The sequence below is a fragment of the Bradyrhizobium sp. MI1.10 genome, assembly GCF_055811035.1.
Window position 1 is genome coordinate 1 of sequence record NZ_JBVVPN010000045.1, and the last position, 23838, is coordinate 23838.

At 63.2% G+C, this 23838-nt stretch carries 25 protein-coding genes and 1 tRNA gene; 10 read left to right on the forward strand and 16 right to left on the reverse strand.

Annotation, left to right across the window (positions count from 1 at the left end; all coding sequences use genetic code 11):
* Window positions 1–192: 192 nt before the first annotated feature.
* The 9 genes from AC0L3K_RS32905 to AC0L3K_RS32945 form a co-directional block, all read right to left on the reverse strand.
* Window positions 193–597 (reverse strand): GFA family protein, encoded by a 405-nt coding sequence (locus tag AC0L3K_RS32905; RefSeq protein WP_007598639.1) that lies wholly within the window; start codon window positions 595–597, stop codon window positions 193–195.
* A gap of 116 nt (window positions 598–713) precedes the next feature.
* Window positions 714–2312, reverse strand: coding sequence for a caspase family protein (locus AC0L3K_RS32910; RefSeq protein WP_219681886.1), 1599 nt, complete (start codon window positions 2310–2312; stop codon window positions 714–716).
* A gap of 207 nt (window positions 2313–2519) precedes the next feature.
* The gene (locus AC0L3K_RS32915; RefSeq protein WP_007598641.1) at window positions 2520–3968 is read right to left on the reverse strand and encodes an ammonium transporter; all 1449 of its coding nucleotides are present in this window, start codon (window positions 3966–3968) and stop codon (window positions 2520–2522) included.
* 38 nt (window positions 3969–4006) lie between these two features.
* Entirely contained in the window at window positions 4007–4345 is a 339-nt protein-coding gene (locus tag AC0L3K_RS32920) for a P-II family nitrogen regulator (RefSeq protein WP_007598642.1), read from the reverse strand.
* Window positions 4346–4779: 434 nt separating this feature from the next.
* Window positions 4780–5382: an ATP-dependent Clp protease proteolytic subunit gene (locus tag AC0L3K_RS32925; RefSeq protein ID WP_007598643.1), complete on the reverse strand. Its 603-nt coding sequence runs from the start codon at window positions 5380–5382 to the stop codon at window positions 4780–4782.
* A 41-nt stretch (window positions 5383–5423) separates the two neighbouring features.
* Window positions 5424–5771 (reverse strand): SRPBCC family protein, encoded by a 348-nt coding sequence (locus tag AC0L3K_RS32930; RefSeq protein ID WP_473367589.1) that lies wholly within the window; start codon window positions 5769–5771, stop codon window positions 5424–5426.
* Complete coding sequence (locus AC0L3K_RS32935; protein ID WP_035993871.1) at window positions 5768–6082, reverse strand: ArsR/SmtB family transcription factor; 315 nt, start codon at window positions 6080–6082, stop codon at window positions 5768–5770. Before AC0L3K_RS32935 ends, AC0L3K_RS32930 begins: the two co-directional genes overlap by 4 nt.
* 41 nt (window positions 6083–6123) lie before the next feature.
* Window positions 6124–7425: an ammonium transporter gene (locus AC0L3K_RS32940; protein ID WP_354200340.1), complete on the reverse strand. Its 1302-nt coding sequence runs from the start codon at window positions 7423–7425 to the stop codon at window positions 6124–6126.
* A gap of 127 nt (window positions 7426–7552) precedes the next feature.
* Window positions 7553–7891 carry a P-II family nitrogen regulator gene (locus AC0L3K_RS32945; RefSeq protein ID WP_007598647.1) on the reverse strand — a complete coding sequence of 113 codons (339 nt, stop codon included), beginning with the start codon at window positions 7889–7891 and terminating at the stop codon, window positions 7553–7555.
* A 239-nt stretch (window positions 7892–8130) separates the two neighbouring features.
* Between AC0L3K_RS32945 and AC0L3K_RS32950 the strand changes: the two genes are divergently transcribed.
* Window positions 8131–9021, forward strand: a complete 891-nt coding sequence (locus AC0L3K_RS32950; protein ID WP_354200341.1) for a DUF4339 domain-containing protein — start codon at window positions 8131–8133, stop codon at window positions 9019–9021.
* Window positions 9022–9061: 40 nt separating this feature from the next.
* On the opposite strand, the gene tesB is transcribed toward AC0L3K_RS32950, so the two are convergent.
* Entirely contained in the window at window positions 9062–9925 is an 864-nt protein-coding gene (gene tesB, locus AC0L3K_RS32955; protein WP_219681884.1) for an acyl-CoA thioesterase II, read from the reverse strand.
* A 138-nt stretch (window positions 9926–10063) separates the two neighbouring features.
* Between tesB and AC0L3K_RS32960 the strand changes: the two genes are divergently transcribed.
* Complete coding sequence (locus tag AC0L3K_RS32960) at window positions 10064–11284, forward strand: ubiquinone biosynthesis hydroxylase (RefSeq protein WP_354200342.1); 1221 nt, start codon at window positions 10064–10066, stop codon at window positions 11282–11284.
* A gap of 118 nt (window positions 11285–11402) precedes the next feature.
* Here AC0L3K_RS32960 and AC0L3K_RS32965 read toward each other — a convergent pair whose 3' ends face one another.
* Together AC0L3K_RS32965 and AC0L3K_RS32970 are read right to left on the reverse strand one after the other, a co-directional pair.
* The gene (locus tag AC0L3K_RS32965; RefSeq protein ID WP_007598651.1) at window positions 11403–11600 is read right to left on the reverse strand and encodes a Trm112 family protein; all 198 of its coding nucleotides are present in this window, start codon (window positions 11598–11600) and stop codon (window positions 11403–11405) included.
* A 60-nt stretch (window positions 11601–11660) separates the two neighbouring features.
* Complete coding sequence (locus tag AC0L3K_RS32970; RefSeq protein WP_354200343.1) at window positions 11661–12191, reverse strand: TetR/AcrR family transcriptional regulator; 531 nt, start codon at window positions 12189–12191, stop codon at window positions 11661–11663.
* A gap of 107 nt (window positions 12192–12298) precedes the next feature.
* Here AC0L3K_RS32970 and AC0L3K_RS32975 point away from each other — a divergent pair, with 107 nt between their 5' ends.
* The 4 genes from AC0L3K_RS32975 to AC0L3K_RS32990 all read left to right on the forward strand — a co-directional run bounded on the left by AC0L3K_RS32975 (window position 12299) and on the right by AC0L3K_RS32990 (window position 16525).
* Window positions 12299–12649, forward strand: coding sequence for a hypothetical protein (locus AC0L3K_RS32975; RefSeq protein ID WP_007598653.1), 351 nt, complete (start codon window positions 12299–12301; stop codon window positions 12647–12649).
* A 218-nt stretch (window positions 12650–12867) separates the two neighbouring features.
* Window positions 12868–13146, forward strand: coding sequence for a PepSY domain-containing protein (locus tag AC0L3K_RS32980; RefSeq protein WP_219681881.1), 279 nt, complete (start codon window positions 12868–12870; stop codon window positions 13144–13146).
* 62 nt (window positions 13147–13208) lie between these two features.
* The gene (locus tag AC0L3K_RS32985; protein WP_354200344.1) at window positions 13209–13802 is read left to right on the forward strand and encodes a cytochrome b/b6 domain-containing protein; all 594 of its coding nucleotides are present in this window, start codon (window positions 13209–13211) and stop codon (window positions 13800–13802) included.
* 221 nt (window positions 13803–14023) lie between these two features.
* Window positions 14024–16525 carry an EAL domain-containing protein gene (locus AC0L3K_RS32990; protein WP_354200345.1) on the forward strand — a complete coding sequence of 834 codons (2502 nt, stop codon included), beginning with the start codon at window positions 14024–14026 and terminating at the stop codon, window positions 16523–16525.
* 12 nt (window positions 16526–16537) lie between these two features.
* On the opposite strand, the gene AC0L3K_RS32995 is transcribed toward AC0L3K_RS32990, so the two are convergent.
* Window positions 16538–17215 carry an LON peptidase substrate-binding domain-containing protein gene (locus AC0L3K_RS32995; protein WP_007598658.1) on the reverse strand — a complete coding sequence of 226 codons (678 nt, stop codon included), beginning with the start codon at window positions 17213–17215 and terminating at the stop codon, window positions 16538–16540.
* A gap of 31 nt (window positions 17216–17246) precedes the next feature.
* Complete coding sequence (gene trxA / locus AC0L3K_RS33000; protein ID WP_007598659.1) at window positions 17247–18170, reverse strand: thioredoxin; 924 nt, start codon at window positions 18168–18170, stop codon at window positions 17247–17249.
* 275 nt (window positions 18171–18445) lie between these two features.
* On the opposite strand from trxA, the gene AC0L3K_RS33005 reads away from it, so the two are divergent.
* From AC0L3K_RS33005 to AC0L3K_RS33020, 4 genes are all read left to right on the forward strand, one after another.
* Window positions 18446–18520, forward strand: a tRNA-Gly gene (locus AC0L3K_RS33005).
* Between the two features lie 76 nt (window positions 18521–18596).
* Window positions 18597–19583: an NAD-dependent epimerase/dehydratase family protein gene (locus AC0L3K_RS33010; RefSeq protein WP_354200346.1), complete on the forward strand. Its 987-nt coding sequence runs from the start codon at window positions 18597–18599 to the stop codon at window positions 19581–19583.
* Window positions 19584–19962: 379 nt separating this feature from the next.
* Window positions 19963–21255: a PQQ-dependent sugar dehydrogenase gene (locus AC0L3K_RS33015; protein WP_354200347.1), complete on the forward strand. Its 1293-nt coding sequence runs from the start codon at window positions 19963–19965 to the stop codon at window positions 21253–21255.
* Window positions 21256–21469: 214 nt separating this feature from the next.
* Window positions 21470–22063 carry a c-type cytochrome gene (locus tag AC0L3K_RS33020; RefSeq protein WP_354200348.1) on the forward strand — a complete coding sequence of 198 codons (594 nt, stop codon included), beginning with the start codon at window positions 21470–21472 and terminating at the stop codon, window positions 22061–22063.
* Between the two features lie 12 nt (window positions 22064–22075).
* Here the strand turns inward: AC0L3K_RS33020 and panE are convergent, their stop codons facing one another.
* Complete coding sequence (gene panE, locus AC0L3K_RS33025; RefSeq protein WP_354168364.1) at window positions 22076–22999, reverse strand: 2-dehydropantoate 2-reductase; 924 nt, start codon at window positions 22997–22999, stop codon at window positions 22076–22078.
* A gap of 183 nt (window positions 23000–23182) precedes the next feature.
* Window positions 23183–23797, reverse strand: a complete 615-nt coding sequence (locus AC0L3K_RS33030) for a 2-hydroxychromene-2-carboxylate isomerase (RefSeq protein WP_354200349.1) — start codon at window positions 23795–23797, stop codon at window positions 23183–23185.
* Window positions 23798–23838: the final 41 nt, after the last annotated feature.

The following is a 23838-nucleotide window of genomic DNA, read 5'->3' on the forward strand; positions in this document are numbered from 1 at the left end:
CCCCAGATCCTCTTCAGATGTCTCTTAGAGAATCGCAGATTCGCGATTTACGCAAAGCCCTCGCTTGCGGGAGAGGTCGCGCCGGAGGCGTGGGTGAGGGTTCTCTCCAAACAGGGACTGTCCCGATGTTGAGGCACCCTCTCCCCAGCCCTCCCCCGCATGCGGGGGAGGGAGCGCGCCGTCATTGCGGCTCTAGTGCGCCGGCAGCTTCTCGAATGTCGCCATGCCCGCGGGGATCGCATGGAAGTCCTGCTTGTCGCAGGTGTAGATCGCCATCTGCGGATGGAACTGCGCAGGCTCGTCCAGCGTGCCGACCTTCAGGATCGCAGCCGGCAGTCCCGGAACCTTGGTCACCAGATGGGTGCCGCATTCGGCGCAGAATTCGCGCGTGACGGCGCGCTCGAGGTCCTTGCGGGTGAACTGCTTGGGCTGCCCGGCGATGTAGCTGAAGCCGGCCGCCGGCATCGCGATGAAGGTGTTGGGCGCGCCGCCCGAGATGTACTGGCACTCGCGGCAATGACACTGCGCCTGCATCATTGGGTCGCCCTCGGCGACATAGCGCACTTCGCCGCAATAGCATCCGCCTTCCAAACGCATGACGACCTCCCTTTTGTTGTTTCTTGTGGTCGATATTTCTGCGCCAGCGGTGCGGAATGGCAATCTTTTTCTTTGCGAGCGGACAAAGGCAGACCATCCGCAGCCGGTTCGTGCATCTATCGCTTGGCAAGCCCGCAGCCGTTGAATCCCCGGCCGCGCCAGCAACCGCTGCTCATGCACTCGGCTTCCAGCCGTGGACAAGCGGTTGAAGCGCAATCCGCGCGGCCGCCCATACTGACGCACGCCGTGGCGCACCTGCTTCGCATGAACGAACAGCTCATGCCGCTTCCGGTCTGCCGTGGTTGCCCTGCTCCGGCCTGATCTGGCGGCAGCACGGCCCTCTTGTCGTCGCGCTTGGTCGGCCGCTTCGAATCAGGTTGGCCCGGACTTGCAGCGGGGCTCGGTGTCGTCAGCTTGGAGAGCTCCATCCGACACGGTCGGCCGGTCTCGGTGCGGACGCCGGCGCCGGTGGTTTCTTTCAGCTCGAGTGCCAGCTTGTACTGATAGGGCGCGCCGGCGGTGCGGCGAAGCGGATCCTTTTCGCCAATCAGCCCGTTGACGGTGACAGTCGCGCTGCCGTCCGCTTCAATCTTCCCGTCATAGATTGTGGCACCGGGCTTGCCCTCTTCCCCGGAGAGAGTGTGCAGCACGCCATCCTTGACGCGCAGCGCATACTGGAAATAGGCCTCGGGAAACGGGGGCTTGTTCTCGCAAGTTTCCTTCGCGATCCAGGTTCCATCGAACGCGGTTACGCGCTTGGCGGCGTCTGATGGTTTCGCCAAAGTCTCGATGCGTGATTTCGCCAAATCTGCGAACGCGCACGCTGGGAAGCGTGCGAGGTGATCCTTGAACGCCGCGAGCGTTCCTAGCGCTTCCGCGCTACGCCAATGGTCGCTGGCCTCCGCGCAGGGATCGACCTGAGGCGTCGCAGGAGACAACGCCGCCGTTTCGGGCTTGCCGTTGAGGTAGAACTCGCCGAAGAACGACAGCGACAGCTCCGGCACTTGCAAGCCTTTGGAGCGCTGGTAGACGCCGGCGCTGATCGTTTGAAATACCGTGTTGACGTTGCCCTTGTCGCCGATGTGCTCCAGGAACGCGCTGGTATAGGGGCTGTTGCGGCCGCTGCCGTCGTCGGCAGTCCGGCCGGCCTGTGTCGCGTAGGAAATGATGGTGCCCTCGGGACTTTCCATCTTGGCGAGGCCGCGAGAGACGGTGACGCCACGGCCCTGTCCGACGTTTCGCCGCAACTCGTCGGCAAATGGATTGTCGCGGCAGGCGTCGAGCACGAGGATGCGCAGGTTCTTCGCCTGCTGGAGATCCGCCAGGATCTCGTCGGCGCGTACCAGGCGGCGCAGATCGACCTCGTCGCGAACGACGGCATCGACAGGCACCAGATAGTTGACGCCGGCGAACTGGAGCGCGTGCCCGCTGTAGTAGAACAGGGCGACATCGGCGCCGCGAGCCTCACGCGCGAAGCGAAGAATGGTGTCCTGCATGGCGGACTGGTCGAGGTCGGTCGCGACCAGAGGATCGAACCCCGATCGCTTGAGGGCCGCGCCGACATCGGCCGCATCATTGGTCGGATTGGCGAGCGTGGGAACGTTTCGGTAGGCGCCGTTGCCAATCACCAGCGCGACGCGCTTGTCCGCACGGGCATCGAGGCTCGACAAAGCGAGCAACAGGAAGCACCAGACCAGGCAATAGGGCAGACGCATGAAATCCTGCTCCAAATGGGGAGCATGATATTCAACAAGCTCGCAGCAATGCAATTTAACTTATGACGGCCCAGCGGTGCTCGGGTCCAAAAAGAAAGGGGCTCCAACTTGCGCTGGAGCCCCTCAACGGCCGGGACATTGCCGGGTATGTGCCCCAAACCGTAGTTGTGAGCGCGACCTCCGAGGAGGCCGCGCCCGGGAGGAGACTTACATGTTGTAGGCGCGCTCGGTGTGCTCGGTGATGTCGAGGCCTTCACGCTCGCTCTCGACATTGGCGCGGAGGCCAACGATCACATCGACGACCTTGTAGAGGATCGCCGAACCGATACCCGACCACACCAGCGTGGTGCCGACGCCCCAGACCTGGGAGATCATCTGCGCTGCGAAGTCGTAATCGGCAACCTTCGGCGGGATCGCGGTGTAGTCGATGATGCCCGCACCACCCAACGCCGGATTGACGAGGATGCCGGTGCCGAGGGCGCCGATGATGCCGCCGACGCAGTGCACGCCGAACACATCGAGGGAGTCATCGTAGCCGAGCGCGTTCTTCACGACGGTGCAGAAGAACAGGCAGACCACGCCGACCACGAGGCCGAGGACGATCGCACCCATCACGCCGGAGAAGCCGGCGGCAGGCGTGACGGCCACGAGGCCCGCGACAGCGCCGGAGATGACGCCGAGCACGGACGGGTGACCCTTGATGATCCACTCCGCGAACATCCACGACAGCGCGGCGGCTGCGGTGGCGACGAAGGAGTTGGTCATGGCAAGCGCTGCGCCGCCATTGGCTTCGAGGTTGGAGCCGGCGTTGAAGCCGAACCAGCCGACCCAGAGCAGCGAGGCGCCGATCATCGACATGGTCAGCGAGTGCGGAGCCATCAGCTCCTTGCCGTAACCGACGCGCTTGCCGATCAGCAGAGCGCCGACGAGGCCTGCGATGCCGGCGTTGATGTGCACCACGGTGCCGCCCGCGAAGTCGATCGCGCCCTTCTTGAAGATCCAGCCTGCGTCGGCGTTGATCTCGTCGAGCTTGGCCTGCGCCGCGGTCTTCGCCGCGCCATCAGCCGCAGCAGCCAGAGCCTTGGCAGCGTCCTGGATCATGTCCGGGCCGGGCCAATACCAGACCATGTGCGCGATTGGGAAGTAGATCAGCGTGACCCAGAGCGGGATGAAGAGCGCAATCGCCGCGAACTTCATGCGCTCGGCAAAGGCGCCGACGATGAGGGCGGGCGTGATCGCTGCGAAGGTCATCTGGAAGCACATATAGATGAGCTCCGAGATGTTGGCGTCGACCGAGAAGGTCGCAGCCTTCGAGTCGGTGGTGACGCCCATCATGAAGGCCTTGGAGAAGCCGCCGATGAAGTCCGAGCCGCCGGTGAAGGTGAGGCTGTAGCCGTACACGGCCCAGATCACGGTGACGACGCAGACGGTGTAGAACACCTGCATCAGGACCGAGAGCATGTTCTTGGAGCGGACGAGGCCGCCGTAGAACAGCGCGAGGCCGGGGATCGTCATCAACAGCACGAGCACTGTCGATGTCAGCATCCAGGCGTTGTCTCCCTTGTTGACCGTTGGCTCGGCATAGGCTGCGGTCGCAGCGAACAGGCCGACTGCGAGAGCCGCCAATCCCGCGCCATAGGGACGCTTAAACGTCATTTCATTTACTCCTGATTGAATTTTGATTGAGCGCGAAATCAAAGGGCCGCAGCATCGGCCTCGCCGGTGCGGATGCGAACCGCATGGTCGAGATTGATGACGAAGATCTTGCCGTCGCCGATCTGACCGGTTTTCGCGGCGGTCGTGATGGCGTCGATGGTCTTGTCGACCTGGTCGGAGGCGACAGCGACCTCGATCTTGATCTTGGGCAGGAAGCTCACGGCATATTCGGCGCCGCGATAGATTTCCGTATGGCCCTTCTGGCGGCCATATCCCTTGACTTCCGTCACCGTGAGACCGTGAACGCCGATGGCGGTCAGGGCGTCACGGACTTCTTCCAGCTTGAATGGCTTAATAATCGCCATAACAATTTTCATGGGTCCTATCCCCGCTTGGGCCCGGTCCGGACGTGGCCGGGCGTTTCTCGACTGGTTCGCCACGAGGGAGAAAGTTCACTACGCGGGCACAGCCAGGACCCTTAGAATCAAATGCCGTGCCAGATCGGGCGTGTTGGCTAACGGACTATGAAAACGGGTGTTTTCGCGTTTGACGCGTAGTGCGGTGCGGTGCGCTATTACGCCGCGCTCAATACCTGACCATGCCTGATTAAAATAAAGGCACGTCAAGCTGCCGACACATTGATGCTCATGCGTCGGGCAGCAGAACGGTATTTCCGTAAGGCGGACGCCTGTTGCAGGGCTTGTCGTGCGGCGAAATATCGGACCCCCCGCACTTGTGCTCACGGAATGCGCGTAACCGGCCAAACAGCTTAAGCGGGGCGAGCTCGCCGGACGGTTGCAGGCAGAGACCGTCAGGCGGCGCTGCGTTCCGTGAACACCCGGTCGATCAGCCCCCAGTCGACCGCCTGCTGCGCGGTCATGAAGTGGTCGCGGTCCAGGGTCCGTTCCACGTCCGGTTCGGGGCGCCCGCAATGCTGGGCATAGAGCCGGATGATGCGCCGCTTGGTTTCCTGCATCTCGGTGGCATGGATCAGGATGTCGGACGCCTGGCCCTGAAAGCCGCCGAGCGGCTGATGCACGTGAAGGCTCGCATTGGGCAGGGCGGCGCGGTGACCGGGCTCGCCGGCCATCAGCAGGAACGAGCCCATCGAGCGCGCGGTGCCCATGCACAGCGTATGCACCGGCGCCTTGATGAATTGCATGGTGTCGTACATCGCAAGGCCAGCGGTGACCACGCCGCCATAGGAATTGATGTAGAGATTGATCGGCTTGTTCGGATTCTCCGCCTCCAGGAACAAGAGCTGCGCGCAGACGAGGCCCGACATCGCATCATTGACCTCGCCGTTGAGGAAGATGATGCGCTCGCGCAGCAGGCGCGAATAGATGTCGAAGGATCGTTCGCCGCGGGCGGATTGTTCGACGACCATAGGGACGAGCTGAAGCATGTCGCGCATCGGCGACCTCCATGTCTGCGGGTGGTGAAGTGGTGTTGGTGTTAGGCGGCCGCGCGCATCAGGCAGCCATTGTTGTTGGCCGGCTGCGGCAGCTTCATGCAGGTTTGCTGGATGATGCGGAAGCGGGTGCCGCCATCCTCGTTCGGTTCGATCCGGAAGATGACATGGCTTTCGCGAAACGGCGGTTCGGAATCGCGAAGCCGGTAGCGCACCTCCTGGCCTGGGATTGATGATTCCGGCTCGGCGCCCGCAAGGTCGCAATCCGGCAGCCAGCGCTCGCGCAACGCCGGAATGGTCACCGCGCGCCAGACCTTGGCCGGCGGCGCATCGAATTCATATTCGAGGACGAGAGCTGCGTCGGAGGGATCAGGCTTCGCGGCGTCGCTCATTGATCCATCTCCTTCAAGAGATCGGCGAGGGCATCCATGCGTTTCGGCCAATAGGCGCGGTACCGCGCAAGCCAGGTCCCGATGGCGAGAATTCCTTCGGGATCGACTTCGTAATTCACAAAGCGGCCCTGCCGCTGTTCGCGCACCAGGCCCGCCCCGCGCAGCACCGCAAGATGCTGCGACATCGCCGGTTGGCTGATCTCTAATCCGTCGCGCAAAGCGCTCGCATTCAGGCTTCCGCCGGCAAGCTTCTCAAAGACCTTGCGGCGGGTCGGGTCGGCCAGCGCCTTGAAGATGTCAGCTTCGATCATGGCCACACATAAGCACGTGCTTATGTGTTGCGCAAGCCCAATTACTGCAGCGCTTCGCCGTGCTGCGAAATATCCAGCCCTTCGAGCTCGTGCTCACGGGAGACGCGCAACGGCACGAACAGGCTGACCAGCTTGAGCAGGACGAAGCTCACGCCTGCCGACCAGACGAAGGTGACGGCGACCCCATACAGCTGGATCAGAAGCTGCTGCGGATGGCCTTCGAGCAGGCCGGCGGTGCCGCCGATGGCGCTGGTTGCGAACACGCCGGCCAGCAGGGTCCCGGTCAGGCCGCCGATGCCGTGGACGCCGAACACGTCGAGCGAATCGTCATAGTCGAACCGGTGCTTCAGCCAGGTGCAGGCCCAGTAGCAGACGAGGCCTGCGATCACGCCGATGACGATACCGTGCCAGGGCGCCACGAATCCCGAGGCCGGCGTGATGGTGCCGAGGCCGGCGACCGCGCCGGAGATCATGCCGAGCACGGACGGCTTGCGCCGCGTCGACCATTCGATCGCACCCCAGGTCAGCGCGCCGGAGCAGGCTGCGAGATGGGTCGCGATGATCGCCAGCACCGCGCGCGAATTGGCTGCGCCCGCCGAGCCGCCGTTGAAACCGAACCAGCCGACCCACAACAGGCCGGTGCCCATCACCGCGAGCGACAGATCGAACGGCGAAAGATTTTCGGTGCCGTAGCCGTGACGGCGTCCCATCACCTTCGCCGCGACGAGGCCGGCGGTGCCGGCCGACAGATGCACCACCAGGCCGCCGGCGAAATCCAGCACGCCCATGCTCGCGAGGAAGCCGCCGCCCCACACCCAATGCGCCAGCGGAATGTAGACGAAGATGAACCATGCGACCGAGAAGAGGAGATAGGCGGAGAACCGCATCCGGTCGGCGACCGCGCCCGCGACCAGCGCCACCGTGATGATCGCAAACGTCATCTGGTACAGCATGAACAGCGCTTCCGGGATCGTCTTCGCCGCCGGGTTGACGCTGTCCATGGTCATGCCGGCGAGGAACCAGCGGTCGAGCGTGCCGATCCATGGGCCGTCGCCGACGAAGCACAGCGAATAGCCGAAGGCGACCCAGAGAATGGAGATGATCGTCACCGCGGCGAGGCTCTGCGCCATGGTGGCGAGCACGTTCTTCTTGCGCACCATGCCGGAATAGAACAGCGCGAGCCCCGGGATCGTCATCATCAGCACCAATGCGGTGGCGACGATCATCCAGGCGGTGTCGGCGGTGTTGATCTCGGAGCCCGCGGCGCGCGCCGGCGAAGCCATGATCGACACAAGCCCGATCGGCGCGGCCATAGCAGCCGCGCGGCGCAACAATCCCGCCATGTCGTTTCCCCCAGCTATTGATTGCGTCGCACGCCGTGGCGCCGTTGCCCGGTGCGATCGAAGAAGAAGAGCGTTTTCGCGCGAAGTGGATACCGGTTCGCGAAAGGAAAACGCGTCAAAGCAAGAATCAGAGCGCGTCGCTGTCAGTCTCGCCGGTGCGAATGCGGGTCGCGTGATCAATTGGCGTGACGAAGATCTTGCCGTCACCGATCTGGCCGGTGCGCGCGGTCGCGGTGATGACGGCGACCGCCTTCTCGGCGATATCGGAGGCGACCGCGATCTCGATCCGCAGCTTCGGCAGGAAATTCACCACGTACTCAGCGCCGCGATAGATCTCGGTGTGGCCCTTTTGGCGGCCATAGCCCTTCACTTCGGTCACGGTCATGCCGTGGACGCCGATCGCCGTCAGTGCCTGGCGGACTTCATCGAGCTTGAAGGGTTTGATGATCGCGACGACGAGTTTCATGGTCAGGCCTATTCCCCGGGATGCGCCGCGCCGTATGTCCCCGGCGCTGCGTCAATCTGGCATCTTTCCGGGCAAATGGCATAAAAAAGTTGCAGATTGAAGCGGAAAATCGTTGGGCTATGTGAACGGCCGCCTCTGTACAGGGCAGCCGTTCATCCTCCACAATGCGTTTTTGGCATGGATGCGATGAACCCAAGCGTCGCGGCCGGTACAAAACTATGTTTGAGGGGGGACGCTTCATGGCGAGTTGGTTCTACGCATCCGAGGGCAAGCAGCAGGGGCCCTACCAGGAAGGGCAATTCCGCGACCTCGTCGCCCAGGGAGTCGTGCGCCCCGATACGCTGGTGTGGTCGGAGGGCATGGCCGGCTGGCAGAAGGCGGCCGAAATCCCTGGCCTGATCAGCGGCGGCGGTGCGCCCCCGATGATGCCGGCTGGCGGCCCGCCCATGATGGGCTCCGGGGGTTACGGCGGCGGTGGCACCGGAGGATCGCTGGCGGTCGATTTCGGCATCCTCGAGTTCACCTGGCGCAGCATCGTGATGCTGATCGGCATGTGCTTCATCATCCCGGTGCCGTGGGTGTTCGTCTGGTACACGAAATGGATCGTGTCCTGCGTGAAGGTCCCCGGACGGCCCAATCTCAGCTTCACCGGCAATGCGATGGCGCTGGTGCCCTGGTATTTCGGCTTCATCGTGCTGGCGATCGTGATCGGGTTGATCGGCGTCCCCTTGCTGAGCAATTTGCTGTTCATCGCCCAGATCGTTCTCTACTGGCTCCTGATCAAATGGATGGTCGCGAACCTCGCCTCCAACGGGCAGCCGCTCGGCCTGAGCTTCACCGGCACGGTCTGGGCCTATGTCGGCTGGAGCCTGCTGTTTGCGATCTCCATCATCACCATCATCGGCTGGGCCTGGGTCGCCGCGGCTCAAATGCGCTGGTTCTGCCGCAGCATCGAAGGCACGCGGCGCGAGATCGTCTTCAACGGCAGCGGTCTCGGGATTCTCTGGCGGGGCATCGTGGCTGCATTCCTTTGCGGCTTCATCATCCCGATCCCGTGGGTGTATCGCTGGATCATGAACTGGTTCGCGTCGGAGACCGTCCTGGCTCCGCGAGGATCGCTCCGGACCTGACCTCGAGAGGCATAAGCGCGATCGATCGTGCTTATGCCTCTCAGGCTTTCCGTTCGCGCACCGAGCCTTCTTGCGCGACGGAAGCCACCAGCGTGCCGTCGGGCTTGAAGATCGAGCCGCGGGTCAAGCCGCGGCCGCTTCGGGCGCTTGGCGAATCCTGTGCGTAGAGCAGCCATTCGTCGGCGCGGAACGGGCGGTGAAACCACATCGCGTGGTCGAGGCTCGCCGGCATCATGCGCTTGTCGAACAGGGTGCGGCCGTAGCGCGCCATGATCGCGTCGAGCAGCGAGAAGTCGGACGCGTAGGCCAGCGCGCACATGTGCAGCGCCGGATCGTCCGGCAGCGTTGCCGCGGTCTTGATCCAGACATGGATGCGGCCGTCCTCGATCTTTTGGCCGAAATAGCGGCCGAGCTCGACCGGGCGCAGCTCGATCGGACGGTCGGATTCATAGTAGCGGCGGATGAACTCCGGCATCTCCTTGAACATCGGCTGCTTCGCGACCTCCTCCGCCGTCAGCTTTTCCGGCCGCGGCACGTCGGGCATCTTGTCCTGGTGATCGAACGCGCTCTCTTCCTCGGCATGGAACGACACCATGATCGAGAAGATCGCGTTGCCGTGCTGAATCGCGGTGACGCGTCGCGTCGAGTAGCTCTTGCCGTCGCGCAGGCGCTCGACCTGGTAGATGATCGGGATCTGCGGATCGCCCGGCAGGACGAAATAGCAATGCAGCGAATGCGGCAGCCTGCCCTCGACGGTGCGGCACGCTGCAACCATCGCCTGCCCGATCACCTGGCCGCCGAACACCCGTTGCCAGCTCGTCTTCGGACTGTTGCCGCGGAACAGATTCACCTCGAGCTGTTCGAGGTCGAGGATCGAGATGAGGTCGATCAGGCTCTTGGACATGGAATTCAGCTTTCGCCTTGCCGCCCCGGCTTCGCTGCTCCGGAATGACACAATGGGGGCTTTCCGCCCTTGTTTCACCGCACTGTTTCGCCCACCTCAAGTCTGCTAGCAAGGCCAGGATTTAGCCGGGAATTGGATATGTCGGTACAGGGTAGCATTGTCATCGGTGGCGGCGCGTTTGCGGGCCTGGCGCTGGCTGTGGCGTTGCGCCAGGGACTCGGCCCCGAGATCCCCGTCATCGTCGCCGACCCCGCGCTCTCCACACGTCCGAGCCGGGACCCGCGCGCCACCGCGATCGTGGCCGCCTGCCGCCGCCTGTTCGAGGCGATCGGCGCCTGGGATGACGTCAGGGGCGAGGCGCAGCCCATCCTCGACATGGCCGTCACCGATTCCAAGCTGGAAGACGCCACCCGTCCGGCGTTCCTCAACTTTGCCGGCGATGTCGCGCCGGGCGAGCCCTTCGCGCATATGGTCGAGAACCGCCGCCTGATCGATGCGCTGGTGGTCCGCGCCGAGGCCGAGGGCATTGATCTCCGCGCGACCACCGTGTCGTCTTACGACGCGCGGGCCGAGGGCATCGATGTGACGCTCGGCGACGGCAGCGTCATTGCGGCGAGCCTCCTGGTTGCGGCCGACGGCGCGAAGTCGAAACTGCGCGAGCGCGCCGGCATCGCCACCCATGGCTGGGAATACGATCAATCCGGCATCGTCGTCACCGTCGGCCATGATCGCGATCATGAAGGCCGCGCCGAAGAGCATTTTCTGCCGGCGGGCCCGTTCGCGATCCTGCCGCTTTCGGGCAAGCGCTCCTCGCTGGTCTGGACCGAGCGCCGCAGCGAAGCCGCGCGTATCATTGCGTTGAGCGATGAGGAATTTCACGGCGAGCTCGAGCAGCGCTTCGGCCTGCATCTCGGCGAGGTGAAGGCGCTCGACAAGCCGCGCGCGTTTCCGCTGTCCTATTTCGTCGCACGCTCCTTCATTGCCCAGCGCCTCGCGCTTGTCGGCGATTCCGCCCACGTCATCCACCCCATCGCGGGCCAGGGTCTCAACATGGGACTGAAGGACGTCGCCGCACTGGCCGAGGTCGTGGTCGATGCCGCGCGGCTCGGCATGGATATCGGCGCCGCCGACGTGCTCGAACGTTACCAGCGCTGGCGCCGCTTCGACACCATGGCCATGGGCGTTGCCACCAACTCGCTGAACTTCCTGTTCTCCAACCAGTCCACCTTGCTGCGCACCGTCCGCGACATCGGCCTCGGCCTCGTCGATCGCGCCCCGCCGCTGAAGAATCTTTTTATCCGCCAAGCCGCGGGTTTGACCGGTGAGATACCGCGGCTGTTGAAGGGCGAGGCGCTGTAGGATTTTCGGTAGCCCGGATGGAGCGCAGCGTATTCCGGCGCCGCTGCGTCATACGAGGAACCCCGGATTTCGCTGCGCTCCATCCGGGCTACAAGTCTCTCATCGGGCCACAAGTCTCTCAATCGATCTTGCGGGCCTCTTCCGGCAGCATGATCGGAATGCCGTCGCGGATCGGATAGGCGAGCTTGGCGCTGCGCGAGATCAGCTCCTGCTTTGCAGAATCGAACTCCAGCGGGCCCTTGGTCAGCGGGCAGACCAAAATCTCCAGCAATTTGGGATCGACGCTGGCTTCGGGGCGTTCGGTGGGCGCGTTCATGGGGGTCTCCGGCGGTCGGTTGCCTTTAGCATAAAAAATCGTAGCAGCCCATTGCGTCGCTCAAGCCGAAGCCATCCGCAGGATCTCGTCGAGCAGGCCCTCGAGCCGCGCGGCCGGCAATGGCGGGCCCGACAGGGCGAAGCCGAGAAACGTCCAGTACAGGATTTGGGCGCGGGCTCGCGCCGTCGCCGCCTCGAACCCGCGCTTCCTCAGCAACTCTTCGATATAGTCGAGCCTGCGCCGGTCGATGGCACGCACCGCCGTCTGTGCCGCCGCATCGAAGGCCGCCCAGTTCCGCACCGCGCGCTCGAGGTCGAGCCGCGCGCCAAAAGTCCTGCGCAGCAGCGCTTTCAGCGGCTCGTCGCTATCCGCCTCGACATCGGCGATGATCTGCTCGGCCGCGATCTCGCGCCAGCGCTTCAGGAGAGCGGCATGGAATGCGCCGAGATCGGCGAAATGCCAATAGAAGCTGCCGCGCGAGACCCCCATGGCTTTCGCCAGCGGATCGGCCTTCAGCGCGGTGAAGCCGTCTCTCGCTAGCGCCTTCAGGCCCCGTTTGATCCAGTCGTCGGCGTTCAGCTGTTCTGCCATGTCGGATTCCGGATGCAAACCATACACTAGTGTATTGACAGCCGGCAGGCCAGCGCCTATCTCACCATACACAACTGTATGGACGAAATTTGCAGGGAGCTTTGACGATGCGTGATCTCTTGCTCCAGTGCGCCGGGGTCGTGACCATTGCCGTGGCCCTCATTCACGGCATTCTCGGCGAGACCAAGGTCTTTGCCCGCGCCCGCATAGAGCCGGAACGGCTCCGCACCCTGATCCGCCTGGTGTGGCAGGCCTCGACCGTCGCCTGGATCGGCGGAGGTGCGCTCCTGATCGCGGCGCCCTGGATGCAATCGGAGCCGGCGCGCCACTGGATCGTCGTCACCATGGCCGGCGTGTTCGGCTTCGCTGCTTTCGCCAACGCATGGGCCACGCGCGGCCGGCATTTTGGATGGATGGCGCTAAGTGCCGTCGTCGCGATGGCGGTTGCCGGCTACTGAGCGGCGCGCCCGATCTGCTTGCCATCAAACCGTGAGACGTAAGGCCGCAGTGTCGCTGTAAACACGCGCTGCATACGGAGAGCGCTGAGCTTTTTCGGATCGTTAGAATAACTCTAAAGCCAACTGCTTCTGAACCGCATTGACTTCATCATGTGCTTTGCTTCCTTCGGTCCCGCTTCGCCTCAGGCGTAGCGCCCACGACAGAAGAGGAGACGTTCGTGAAGGTTATTCGTGTTGCTGCCGTTGCATTGACGATCGGGATTGGCATGGGATCGGCAGCCTTGGCCGATGGTTTCAAGGACTGCACCAAGCTCGACAAGGCGTCGTGGAAGCCGGCGAGCGAAGCCGAAGCCAAGGCCAAGACGCTCGGCTACGAGGTGCGGCGCTCAAAGATCGAAGGGTCGTGCTACGAGGTCTACGGCGTCAAGGAAGGCAAGCTTTACGAGCTGTTCTACAGCCCCGAAGATCTGAGCCTGAAGCACACGATTGCGAAGTAGACCGCGCGAGACGGCTCGCGCCAAATGAACTGCGCAAAGTTAGGCCTGAGGGTGGTCCTCGCTTGATCGATGAAACGGTACCGCAAATACGCAGGGGGTCCAACCGGACCCCCGCGGATCGAGCCGCTTCGCGGACAGTCGCGGTCTGGGACCTCCCGCTGCGGCTCTGGCACTGGGCGCTCGCGGCTTGCGTTCTGGCCGCGTGGTTCACGCCCACCGTCTATGACGGACTTCACCGCATCGTCGGCTATACCGTGCTCGGGCTTCTTGCGTTCCGTCTGGTCTGGGGTCTTTGGGGAAGCCGCTATTCGCGCTTCCGCATGGTCGGCATCAGGCTTCGGGCCGCGCCACGCTATCTCTGGAATCTGCGCCGCGGCATCACCGGCCGCTATATCGGGCTCAATCCCGCCGGCACGTTGATGCTGGTGGCGCTGCTGGTCTCGCTCGCGGTCTCGACGATATCAGGCGCGATGTCGGTGACCGTCACTTTCTTCGGCGTCTGGTGGATCGAGGACACCCACCACTATTCATCCGACGCGGTCATCGTCCTGGTCGTGCTGCACGTCCTGGGCGTGCTGTTGATGGGGCGTCTCCAGCGCGAGAACCTGATCCGCGCGATGATCACCGGCCGCAAACGAATCCGCGGGCACCTCTAAGCAGCACCGGGTTAATTCAAGCGGATGGAGCCTTGGGCCCGCCTAAACCCGTGGTTCCACGAGAATTAAGTCCTTCGCCCGCACCGGCTACCGCCAAACGGCGCCATTGTCGAGGTTGGGTTTACCTCCCGATAGGCATGCAACCGGGCATTGCAAGAAATTAACGTGACCAAAGCCAATCGGATCAATCGTCGAGCTTATTGACGAGGGAGGCGATTTCGATGTTCCGCGTTTTTACCTGCCTCACGGCAGAGCACGATTGGCGGCTTGTCATGCTCGCCGGTCTGGTTTGCTTCGCCGCAAGCATTGTTGCCGTCAGCATCTTTCATCGAGCGAACGCATCGCGCGCCTGGACGCGACTGATCTGGATTGCGGTCGCCGGCGCCGCCATCGGTTATGGAATCTGGGCAACGCATTTTGTGGCAATGCTTGCCTACGAGCCCGGCGTCTCGACCGGTTACGCCATCACGCTGACAGCTTTGTCGCTCGCCGCAGCGATGATCCTGACGTCGGCAGGTTTTGGCGTTGCCGTCGGCAGGCCCGGCCGCTGGCGCGCGGCTGCCGGTGGCGGCATCATCGGCGGCGGTATTGCGAGCATGCACTATCTGGGCATGTCGGCCCTCGAAGTGCCTGGTCGCGTGACCTGGTCGCCGGAGCTGGTGCTCATCTCGATCGCCCTCGGCATGGTCCTAGGCTACGCCGCACTTGCGGTCGCCCTGGGTCGCAAGGACAGGTGGGGGACCTTCGCTGCGGCGCTGCTGCTGACGCTCGCCATCGTGTCGCATCATTTCACGGCTATGGGGGCGGTACAGATCGTTCCAGACCCGACGCTGGCAAGCGACACACTGTCGCTTTCTCCCGGCTTCCTCGCCGTGGCAATCGCGGGCGTGGCCCTGTCGGTGCTCGGGATGAGTTTTGTGGGCGTGCTGGCGGATCGCCGGCTTGCGACCAGAACCAGCCGATTCGAGGAAGTTATCACTCAGCTTTCGTTTGCCAGGCAACAGGTGGAAGATTCGCAAAAGGAAATCCAGGACCAGAAGATCAGGCTCGACACGGCCATCAACAACATGGTCGAGGGCCTTTGCATGTTTGACACGGAGAAGCGGCTCGTCGTCTGCAACGAGCGCTATGCCCTGCTCTATCGGCTGCCGCCGGAACTGCTGAAGACGGGGACGCCGCACGTCGACATCGTCAAGCACCGCGTTGTGAACGGCATCCTCAAGGGCGATACGAGCGAGGGCGCTGCCGGGCAATACATCTCGAGACTGGCTGCATTGCCGTTCGACACAGTCTCGAGCAGGATCGACGAGTTTGCGGATGGTCGGTTGATCTGCGTGACGCGACAGCCGATGCCCGGCGGCGGATGGGTGGCCACGCATCTTGATGTTACGGAGCAACGCCGGTCCGAGGCCAAAATCACCCATATGGCGCAACACGATGCGTTGACCGACCTGCCAAATCGGGTGCTGCTCAGAGAGCGGATGGAGCATGCCATTGCAGTTACGCGCAATGGTGGTCTTGATCTTGCCGTGCTCATGCTTGACCTCGATCGCTTCAAGGAAGTCAATGACACGCTTGGACATCCGGCGGGCGATTCCCTGCTGCGCGCCGTCGCGGCGCGTTTGCGCGAATGCACCACGGAAACGGCGTTGATCGCCCGACTGGGCGGGGACGAGTTCGCGGTGATCGACTACGTGACCAGCCCGGCCGTGGAGGCCGCGACCCTCGCCGAGAACATCAGAAAGGCGCTTTGCAAACCCTTCGACCTCGGCGATCACCGGGTCACCGTAGGCACCAGCATCGGCATTGCCATCGCGCCGCGTGACGGCAATGATCCCGACGCGATCATGAAGAGCGCCGATCTCGCCCTCTACTCGGCCAAGAATGGTGGACGTGGCGCATTCCGTTTCTTCGAGCCGGAACTCGACGAGATCATGCATGCGCGACGGAATCTGGAGCGCGACTTGCGCGATGCGCTTGCCGGCGGTCACTTCGAGCTCTATTACCAGCCATTCATCGACGCCGCGACCGGTAAGACCAGGGGCTTCGAGGCCCTGCTGCGCTGGCATCACCCGCAGCGAGGTCTGGTCATGCCGGGCGAATTCATCCAGCTTGCGGAAGAGACCGGCCTGATCGTGCCGCTGGGGGAATGGGTCCTTAGGACGGCCTGTGCGGAAGCCGCAAAATGGCCTGTCGATCTCAGCATCGCGATCAACCTGTCTCCCGCTCAATTCAGGAGCAAGGAGCTTGTGCCGGTCGTTGTCAGCGCGCTGGCGAGTTCGGGTGTGGCGCCGCACAGGCTCGAGCTCGAAGTTACGGAGACAGCGATCATGCATGACAGCGAAGCTGTATTCGAGGCCCTCGGTCAGCTGCGCCAGCTCCGTGTGCGAATCGCCCTGGACGATTTCGGCACCGGCTATTCTTCTCTGAGCTTTCTGCAAAGATTCCCGTTCGACAAGATCAAGATCGACCGCAGCTTCGTCAGCGAACTGACCAGCGCGAGGGCAGAGGCGCAACATCTCGCGCGAGCAGTCGTTCGTTTCGCAGTCAGCTTGAGCAAGACCACGACCGCCGAAGGCGTCGAAACGAGGGAGCAGCTGGACATCCTGCGTGAAGACGGCTGCGCCGAAACGCAAGGCTACTATTTCAGCCGGCCGATGCCTGCATCCAGCATCGCGAAAATGCTGCTGCGAGATGCCGGAGCAGCCGTCTGCGCTGCGTGAGCGTTCAGGCCGTCACTGCAGCGGCGGATCGCCTGAGGTGCGTTTTTTGGCGAGATCCATCTCGGTGACCGCGATCAAAATTTCGGCGCGGGTCTTCAGGTCGGGCGCTTCCAGCATCGCCTGCTTCTCGGCCACACCATAGGGCGACATCATCGCCAGCGCGTTGACGAGCGCCTCGTTGGGAGCGGTCTCGACGCCCTCCCAGTCGACCTTGAGGTTGTTGGCCTTCAGAAAGTCCGCCAGCACCGTCAGCAGTGCTTCGCGATCGACCTCCTCCTCGCCCATGCGCGGCGTGAAATCGTCGACGAAGGCGAAGAAATCCACCTTGCACTGCCGGTAGGCGGTGAGCACTTCGAGCTCCTCGAGCACTTTGAAGCGCGAGACACCGGTGAGCTCGAGGATGTAGCGGCCGTCGCCAGATTCCGCGAGTTGGGTGATGCGGCCGACACAACCGACGCGGAACAGCGCCGGCTTGTCGGAATTCTTGGGCGAGTGCGCGATGTCGGGCTGGATCATGCCGATCAGGCGATGGCCATCGCGGAAGGCATCGTCGATCATCGCGAGGTAGCGCGGCTCGAAGATGTTGAGCGGCATCTGCCCGCGCGGCAGCAGCAGCGCGCCCGGCAACGGAAACACCGGAAGGATCTCCGGAAGGTCGGCGGGCCCGCGATATTCGATGTTGATCGGCATCTGCCGGGTCCCCTGGCCTTGCCAGCGCGCGTCAGGAAAACAGGATGATCGACAAGCGCTTGCGTCCCTCGACGGTTGCATCGTCCGTGCCGCCCCAGGCCTCGAAGAACTGCACCAGCTGCTTGCGGGCGCCGTCGTCGTTCCATTTGCGGTCGCGCTTGACGATCGCGAGCAGCTGCTCGGTGGCAGCTGCCCGGTTGCCTTGGGCGTTGAGCGCGATCGCGAGGTCGAATCGGGCCTGATGATCGAGCGGGTTTGCGGCGACTTTCTGTTCCAGCTCGGCGACAGGCCCGAGCTGCTCCGCCTGCTCGGCCAGATCGATCGCGGTCTGCACGGCTTTCACGGCCGGGTCGTTGCGCTTGGATTCCGGCACCATGGCGAGCGTCTGCTTGGCCTGCTCCATCGCACCGGAGACGGCGTAGCATTTCGCGAGCCCGGCCAGGGCTGCGATGTTGGTCGATTCGAGCTGCAGCACTTCCGCGTAGATCTGCGCGGCCGCGGCGGCATCGCCCTCGGCGAGCACGGCCTCGGCTTCCTGGAGGATTTCCGCGATATTCGGCTCACCCGGCGCGGTCACGCCCTTGGTCAGCTTCTCGATGAAGGCGTTGAGCTGGCTCTCCGGGACCGCACCCATGAAGCCGTCGGCCGGCTGGCCGTTGACGAAGGCGATCACCGCCGGAATCGACTGGATGCCCATCTGGCCCGGGATCGCCGGGTGCTGGTCGATGTTCATCTTGACCAGCTTGACCTTGCCCTTGGCGGCCTTGACCGCTTTTTCCAGCAAGGGCGTGAGCTGCTTGCAGGGGCCGCACCACTCCGCCCAGAAGTCGATCAGCACCGGCTGGCGCTTCGATTCCTCGATGACGTCCTTCACGAAGGTCTGGGTGGTCGTGTCCTTGATCAGATCGGCGGCAGCCGGGCCCGCTGCTCCGTTACCCTGGTCGATGATCGTCACGGGATCCCCTCGTCTGATGTCTGGAATTGGCGGGTCTTTAGCACGTCGCCAATTCATATGCTTCGCTGTTGGCCCTAAATTGGGCCGGGACGGCCGAATTTCAATCCGTGCGTGCCGATTCGACGGTTCCGGGGCCTTTTTGGGTCATTTGGCCGCGTTCGGGTTGATATCGGGCCTCCGATTGCGCATCTATGCCGCCGGTAGCTGTTGCATTCCCCTCCCGCTTTTGGCATACGACAGCCGTTGCCGGCGCAGTCATGCGACCGACACAGGATGCGGGTGTAGCTCAGTGGTAGAGCACGACCTTGCCAAGGTCGGGGTCGAGGGTTCGAGCCCCTTCGCCCGCTCCAATTTTTCCCAAAGCATCCAGCCGGACCGGACGGGCACGTGGTTTTCCACGCCGCTGGCGGCTGTATTGGGTAACGAATGACAATTCTGGTCACAGGCAGCGCGGGCCATCTCGGCGAGGGTCTTCTCCGCACGCTCCGCGGGCGCGGTTCGTCTGTGCGTGGGATCGACCTGAAGCCATCGCCCTTCACCGACGCTGTCGGCTCGATCGTCGATTCCGATTTCGTGCGGCGCCAGATGGACGGCGTCACCGCGGTGATCCACACCGCGACGCTGCACAAGCCGCATGTGGCGACCCACAGCAAGCAAGCCTTCATCGACACCAACGTCACCGGCACGCTCAATTTGCTTGAAGCGGCTGTGGCGGCCGGCGTGCGCAGTTTTGTCTTCACCAGCACCACCAGCGCGTTTGGCTCGCAGCTCCGCTCCGAGGCGGGACAGGCCGCGGTGTGGGTCACCGAGGACCTGCCGCCGATCCCGAAGAACATCTACGGCACGACCAAGCTGATGGCCGAAACTCTCTGCGAGCTGTTCTGTCGCGAGCGCGGCCTGCCTGTCGTGATCTTGAGGACCTCGCGCTTCTTCCCGGAAGACGATGACGATCCGGCGATGCGGTCGGCTTACGCGCCGGAGAACGCGCAGGCCAACGAGCTGCTCTATCGCCGGCTGGATATCGCGGACGCGGTGAGCGCCCATCTGCTCGCAGTCGAGCGCGCGCCGAACATCGGATTTGCCCGCACCATCGTGTCGGCCACGAGCCCGTTCGAGCAGCGCCATCTCGCCGCGCTTGCGCGCGACGCGGCCAGTGTGGTGCGCGAGCTCTATCCGGATTGTGCGGAGCTCTACGCAGCGCGCGGCTGGCGCCTGTTCCCCGCGATCGATCGCGTCTATGTCAACGAGCGCGCGCGGCACGAGCTCGGCTGGCGGCCCGAATTCGACTTCGCGCATGTCCTGAACTGTCTTCGCGATGATCGCGATTTTCGCAGCACGCTGGCGCGCGATATCGGATCGAAAGGCTATCATGAGACGATTTTCGACGATGGTCCCTACCCCGTCGCCCCGTAGCCGCCACCTTTGCTAATTCGCTCGACTCGTCAGATGTCTACCCGGAATCACCGGCAGCAAGATGGCCGGAGCCGTTCTACTGTGCATGGGGTTGTTTTCGCGTTTTTTTGTTCCGAACCTCCTGCTGCCTGTAAATTAGCCGCGCGTGATCTTGATTCCGCGCTGCAGCGAGAGCGTTGTTGTCGCGGCGTTCGCCATCATTGACTTTCCGTCTCAATTTTTACTGAGCGCTATCGCATCGCACGCGGCGCGCTTCTCACCGCTCGCAGATGTGCTAACCTTTCTGCGTCTGTCCTCTCGACAGAGTCCGAACTTCGCCTCTCGACAGCAAAATAAAATAAATGTGCAGCCCTGACGGCTGCCTTAGGGGAGTGACGCGATGAAATTCCATGGATCCGTCTTTCAATCCGCCTTTCAATCCGTCCTGGCGCTTGCAGCGGTTGCCCTTCTCGCGGGGACAAGCGTCGGTCATGCGCAGCAACAGGACAAGAACAAGCCGCTGAAGAAATACGAATCCGGCACCAAGGAGTTCTGGACCCATCCGCCGGACGACTGGTTCCTCGGCGACGAGACCGAGGCGCAGAAGGGCCTGGCGCCGCCATCGGGGCCGCCGACCGGCGCCTCCGACGCCGAACTCGCCAACATCGTCAAGAAGGTGAAGCTGCCGCCGGGCTTCAAGATGGAGGTCTACGCGTCCGGTGTGCTGGCCGCGCGGCAGATGGCCTGGGGTGACAAGGGCACGCTGTTCGTCGGCTCGTTCGGCCTCGGCAACGTCTACGCCATCAAGGACAACAACGGAAAGAAAGAGGTCAAGACCATCCTCAAGGGGCTGAACATGCCCACGGGTCTGGCCGTCAAGGACGGTGCGCTCTACGTCATCGCGGTCGACAAGCTGATCCGCTACGACGACATCGAGAACAAGCTCGACAATCCCGGCGAGGGCAAGGTCGTCTATGACGACATGCCGTCCTATGCCGCGCATGGCTGGAAGTACATCGCGGTCGACAAGGAAGGCTGGTTCTACATTCCGTTCGGACCGCCCTTCAACATCGGCGTGCCCCCGACCAGCGTCTCGCAGATCCGCCGCGTCGATCCCAAGACCGGCAATGCGGAAATCTACGCGCTCGGCGTTCGCAACTCGGTCGGCGGCGACGTCGATCCGCGCACCGGCAAGTTCTGGTTCACTGAGAATGCCCGCGACTGGATCAGCGACGATCTGCCCTCGGACAAGCTGAACATGATCAGCAAGATCGGCGAGCACTTCGGCTATCCCTACTGCCACCAGGGTGACCTGCCGGATACCAAGTTCGCGATGGGCCACAAGTGCTCCGAATTCACGCCGCCGGTGCTGAACCTCGGTGCTCACGTCGCTCCGCTCGGCATGAAGTTCTATACCGGCGACCAATTCCCGGCCGAGTACAAGAACAACATCCTGATCGCCGAGCACGGCTCCTGGAATCGTCACAAGTACCAGGGCGGCCGCATCATGCGCGTGATCGTCGGGCCCGACGGCAAGAACGCCAAGCAGGAGGTGTTCGCCTCCGGCTGGATCGAGGGCGACCAGGGCTATCTCGGCCGTCCCGACGACATCATCCTCGCCAAGGATGGCTCGATCCTCGTCGCCGACGATTGGGCCGGCGCGATCTACCGCATCAGCTACAGCAAGAAGTAGCGCAAGATGACACGAGGCTGCGGTGCCGAGCGGCGCCGCAGCCTTTCTCATTTCAATTTCGCACGCCGTCGTTTCTGATTGCGCGCCCCTTGCGCGCAAGCCCGGAACCCTTGGCCACGAACGCGGGTTATGGAATTCTCAGATGCGCCATTGCGCATCATAGCTCGCGCTTCTTCGCCCGGAATGGCGCGTTCGATAGATCGGAATCCCAATCATGCGCCGGCAGTTCATCTCGCACGCAATCAGCGCGGTTGCGCTTCTCGCGCTCGGTTCTCTCTCCGCAAGCGCCGCCGACAATGCTGCGATCAAGGAGAAGGCCGCCGTCTGCGCCGGCTGTCACGGCGAGAACGGCATCTCGCAGACCGAGAACATCCCTTCGCTCGCTGGCCAGCCCGATCAATTCCTGCAATGGCAGCTGGTGTTCTTCCGCGCCGGCTCGCGCAAGAACGATCAGATGCAGCCGATCGCCGAGGAGATCACCAACGAGGACGTCCGCAATCTCGGCGCCTATTTCGCCGCGCTGACGCCGCCGACAGCGGCGGAGGACAAGGATCCGGACCTGTCGAAAAAGGGCGCGCAAGTTGCCGCCGGCCGCCGCTGCGCCTCATGCCATACCGATAGCTTTGCCGGCACCAAGGCCGTCGCGAGGTTGGCGGGCCAGCGCGAGGAATACCTCGTCAAGGCGCTGCAAGACTACAAGAGCAGTCAGCGCGTCGGCGGTGGCGGCGCCGCGATGGCCGATGTCGCCTATCACATGAGCGATGAGGAAATCACCGCCGTCTCGCACTATCTCGCGTATTTCAAATAGCGGAAGCTGCGGTCAGCCCGCCCGCTGCTTCTCATACGCCTTCAAATGCGTGTACGCGATGCGCAGCTTCGGCACCGGCACCTTGGCGGCATCGGCACGCTCGATGAGGTCGCCGATGACGTGATCGGCCTCGACCGGCAGGCCGGCCTTGACGTCGCGGAACATCGAGGCCGTCATCGGCGAACCCTCGGTGGTGAGATTGCCCTTCACGCGCTCGAAGAACGGCCCGCCCGGCGAGTAGCCCGACGCGGCTGCGATCGCACTGGTCTCATCCAGCATGCCGAGCAGGAAATCCCTGCCGCCGGGCGCGGCGAGGATGTTGCCGACCGAGGTGCGCATCAGGCTGGTGGACGCAGCCAGCGAGGACAGGAACACCCACTTCTCCCACATGTCCTGCATGATGTTCTGGCTGGCGGTGGCCCCAACGATGCCGCTCTTGAAGGCCTCGTCGATCGCCTTGACCCGATCCGACAGCTTGCCATCGCGCTCGCCGTAATTGATCGACTGCATCGGCTGCAGCTGCACCACCTCACGCTTTTCGTTGAGCGTCGCGGCGATGGCGCAGAGGCCACCGAGCACGCGCTCCTTGCCGAACTTGCCGTCGAGGATGTCGAGATGCTTCATGCCGTTGAGCATCGGGATGATCGCGGTATTCGGCCCGACTGCTGCCGCGAACGACTTGATGGCGTCATCGAGGTCGAAGGCCTTGCAGCTGAGCAGCACGACATCGAATTTTTCCTTGAGCGCGTCGGCCTGAACCGTCGGCGGATTGTTCAAGGTCACGTCCCCGTTTGGGCTCTTGATAACGAGGCCGGCGCTCGCGAGCTCGCTGGCGCGCCGCGGCCGGACCAGGAAGGTGACGTCGCGGCCCGCCTGCAACAGCCTGCCACCAAAATAGCCGCCGATGGCGCCAGCGCCGACCACGAGGATACGCATGGGATTGTCCTTGTTGTTTCTTGCTGTCGTCCTGGCGAAAGCCAGGACCCATTACCCCGACTGTATATTGTCGGGCAAGTTGGAGCCCCAGCTCGTCACAGCACAGCCTTCGGTGGTTATGGGTCCTGGCTTTCGCCAGGACGACATCAGAGATGATGGCTCGATCTGTCCATCATACGAAAATCACTTCCCCGAGACCATCTCCTCGACCTCGCGCAACTGTTCCTTTCCGAAGAACATCTCGTTGCCGACAAAGAAGGTCGGCGAGCCGAACGCGCCGCGTGCAACAGCCTCCTCGGTGTTCTTGATCAATCTGCCCTTCACCTCCGGTTCCGCCGCGCGGGTGAACAGCTTTTGCGCGTCGAGGCCGGAGGACGCCAGCGCCTTGGCCGCGATTTCCGGATCGTCCATCTTCTTCGGCTCGCGCCACATGTGATCGAAGGCAGCCTCGACGTATGTTTCGAACACGCCTTCGAGCTGCGCCGCGATCGCCGCGCGCATCAGGTTCAGCGTGTTGACAGGGAAGAAGGGATTCCAGACATAGGGCTGGACCTTGAAGCGCTTGACGAAGCGCTCGGTCTCGACCGCCTGGAATTCCCGCTTGTTTTTGACGCCGGCAAGCGTCTCGGCCGGCGACTTGTTGTTGGTCGACTTGAAGATGCCGCCGAGCAGGATCGGCACATACTCGAATTTGACGCCGATGCGCTGCTCGATGGCGGGGATCGCGAGGTGGCTGAGATAGGCATTCGGGCTGCCGAAATCGAACAGGAATTGCGGGGCTGTGCGGGTCAAAATCATTCTCCCTGACCTAGCTTTTTGATCTGTATTGTCATCCATTG

Bases quoted from the DNA above. Each gene is read 5' to 3' on its own strand.
- AC0L3K_RS32920 (WP_007598642.1), bottom strand. From the start codon at position 4,345: ATGAAAATTGTTATGGCGATTATTAAGCCATTCAAGCTGGAAGAAGTC.
- AC0L3K_RS32930 (WP_473367589.1), bottom strand. From the start codon at position 5,771: ATGAGCGACGCCGCGAAGCCTGATCCCTCCGACGCAGCTCTCGTCCTC.
- AC0L3K_RS32940 (WP_354200340.1), bottom strand. From the start codon at position 7,425: ATGGCGGGATTGTTGCGCCGCGCGGCTGCTATGGCCGCGCCGATCGGG.
- AC0L3K_RS33010 (WP_354200346.1), top strand. From the start codon at position 18,597: ATGACAATTCTGGTCACAGGCAGCGCGGGCCATCTCGGCGAGGGTCTT.
- AC0L3K_RS32960 (WP_354200342.1), top strand. From the start codon at position 10,064: ATGTCGGTACAGGGTAGCATTGTCATCGGTGGCGGCGCGTTTGCGGGC.
- AC0L3K_RS32990 (WP_354200345.1), top strand. From the start codon at position 14,024: ATGTTCCGCGTTTTTACCTGCCTCACGGCAGAGCACGATTGGCGGCTT.
- AC0L3K_RS32935 (WP_035993871.1), bottom strand. From the start codon at position 6,082: ATGATCGAAGCTGACATCTTCAAGGCGCTGGCCGACCCGACCCGCCGC.
- AC0L3K_RS32970 (WP_354200343.1), bottom strand. From the start codon at position 12,191: ATGGCAGAACAGCTGAACGCCGACGACTGGATCAAACGGGGCCTGAAG.
- AC0L3K_RS32925 (WP_007598643.1), bottom strand. From the start codon at position 5,382: ATGCGCGACATGCTTCAGCTCGTCCCTATGGTCGTCGAACAATCCGCC.
- AC0L3K_RS32995 (WP_007598658.1), bottom strand. From the start codon at position 17,215: ATGCCGATCAACATCGAATATCGCGGGCCCGCCGACCTTCCGGAGATC.
- AC0L3K_RS32975 (WP_007598653.1), top strand. From the start codon at position 12,299: ATGCGTGATCTCTTGCTCCAGTGCGCCGGGGTCGTGACCATTGCCGTG.
- AC0L3K_RS32915 (WP_007598641.1), bottom strand. From the start codon at position 3,968: ATGACGTTTAAGCGTCCCTATGGCGCGGGATTGGCGGCTCTCGCAGTC.
- AC0L3K_RS32945 (WP_007598647.1), bottom strand. From the start codon at position 7,891: ATGAAACTCGTCGTCGCGATCATCAAACCCTTCAAGCTCGATGAAGTC.
- panE (WP_354168364.1), bottom strand. From the start codon at position 22,999: ATGCGTATCCTCGTGGTCGGCGCTGGCGCCATCGGCGGCTATTTTGGT.
- tesB (WP_219681884.1), bottom strand. From the start codon at position 9,925: ATGTCCAAGAGCCTGATCGACCTCATCTCGATCCTCGACCTCGAACAG.
- AC0L3K_RS32905 (WP_007598639.1), bottom strand. From the start codon at position 597: ATGCGTTTGGAAGGCGGATGCTATTGCGGCGAAGTGCGCTATGTCGCC.
- AC0L3K_RS33030 (WP_354200349.1), bottom strand. From the start codon at position 23,797: ATGATTTTGACCCGCACAGCCCCGCAATTCCTGTTCGATTTCGGCAGC.
- AC0L3K_RS33015 (WP_354200347.1), top strand. From the start codon at position 19,963: ATGAAATTCCATGGATCCGTCTTTCAATCCGCCTTTCAATCCGTCCTG.
- AC0L3K_RS32950 (WP_354200341.1), top strand. From the start codon at position 8,131: ATGGCGAGTTGGTTCTACGCATCCGAGGGCAAGCAGCAGGGGCCCTAC.
- AC0L3K_RS32910 (WP_219681886.1), bottom strand. From the start codon at position 2,312: ATGCGTCTGCCCTATTGCCTGGTCTGGTGCTTCCTGTTGCTCGCTTTG.
- AC0L3K_RS33020 (WP_354200348.1), top strand. From the start codon at position 21,470: ATGCGCCGGCAGTTCATCTCGCACGCAATCAGCGCGGTTGCGCTTCTC.
- AC0L3K_RS32965 (WP_007598651.1), bottom strand. From the start codon at position 11,600: ATGAACGCGCCCACCGAACGCCCCGAAGCCAGCGTCGATCCCAAATTG.